Origin of the sequence: Vibrio sp. TRT 17S01, assembly GCF_050113695.1 — a bacterium.
Lineage (GTDB): Bacteria > Pseudomonadota > Gammaproteobacteria > Enterobacterales > Vibrionaceae > Vibrio.
In genome coordinates this window covers 1-1318 of the sequence record NZ_JBNJOG010000055.1, presented here as the reverse complement: position 1 = coordinate 1318, position 1318 = coordinate 1, and the positions used below count along the sequence as shown (strand labels likewise).

The following is a 1318-nucleotide window of genomic DNA, read 5'->3' as shown; positions in this document are numbered from 1 at the left end:
ACAATACTAAATTGCCGACTAGGAAAAACAAACGGCTAAAGGGATTTAAGAAGATGAGAACAAAGAACTTTCCTACCTGTCGCCTAACGCCGCGTTAAGTAGTCAGCGACGCCTGCCACCCAACCTAACCCATTGCGCCGTAAACACAAAACTCAACTTGACTAAAAAATGCCGAGCATTGCGAATCTGTCTTTAACGCTTTGTTATGGCTACGAAATAACTTCTAGTTGTTTAAGTGCTTTCTTTAAAGATCTTATTTTAAATAATGAATATAAAATCATGATAACAAAGATTGCTGTAAAAGTTACACTATAACCATAATCACCTCGGTCGATACCTGCTGCAATAACAAGAACGGAGATAAAAATCAAACTTGCAATTAAACTAAAATGTCTTTTTTTAGAACGCTCAAATTCATCGATTAATACATCTGTAGACAATTTATTCGAAGAAGCTATCAACTTGTTTTGAGCTAGCGTTTTTTCAACTTCTTTAATCTCAATCTTACAGTTTTCTGAACACACAAGCCCCCAACCACTATCAATAATACAATTTTTGCAAATTAGTTTTTGACAGTGCTTGCATATAGCCGATGAACTCTCTTTGGGATGATTGAAACAAACCATACTTAAAATACCTATATTAATTAAAAACCAAATTATTACTGCTCATTTCACCACTATCAGCCAGTAGCCATAACGCCTTGCTAAGGTGTGAGTAACGCAATACAAAAGCTACCGCACGGCGCCTTAAACACATAAGCCACCGCAAAGTAAAAATGCCGCGCGTTACGAATCACTCTTAAGCAATTTGTTAGTACATGCGCTACTTCTCTTTATGCGCTCCAAGATATTGAAAAGTGGAATAATATGAAAGGCTTTGAACACTGAAGTGAGACGGGCAGCTACAAAACTTTACCCCGATTGAAAGACGAAAGTTGGCTAGAAGAAAAACCCACTGAACTGCTCTACTTTCACTTGCTTCAAATTAGAAAAGGATTCGATCCTCGCACTTCGACGGCAGCACCAAAGAAAGACAATTCTGACTTAGTAAAAACCACGAAAGAGAAGAAGCGCCACAGAAATAGGCTAAGAGTTAGAAACCGTAAACGGTGAAACCAAAGCAAACACTCCGCATATAGTGCCACCGGAAAGAACGTGAAAGGCACTAACTTGAAGGTGTAAATATGAGCGCCAAAACAGATAAACACCAAAACTTATGACCTTTGATGTCAAACCCGTACTAACGCCGCGTTAAGTGGTGAACAACGCTAACCACCACACCTAAACCACTGTACCTTAAACACTAAATTCAACTT

Annotated in this window: 1 protein-coding gene; it reads right to left on the bottom strand. The window is 38.5% G+C overall.

Annotated elements, in window-relative coordinates:
• Nucleotides 1–209: 209 nt before the first annotated feature.
• Nucleotides 210–626: a hypothetical protein gene (locus tag ACQEXS_RS22440; RefSeq protein ID WP_427015271.1), complete on the bottom strand. Its 417-nt coding sequence runs from the start codon at nucleotides 624–626 to the stop codon at nucleotides 210–212.
• Nucleotides 627–1318 lie beyond the last annotated feature (692 nt).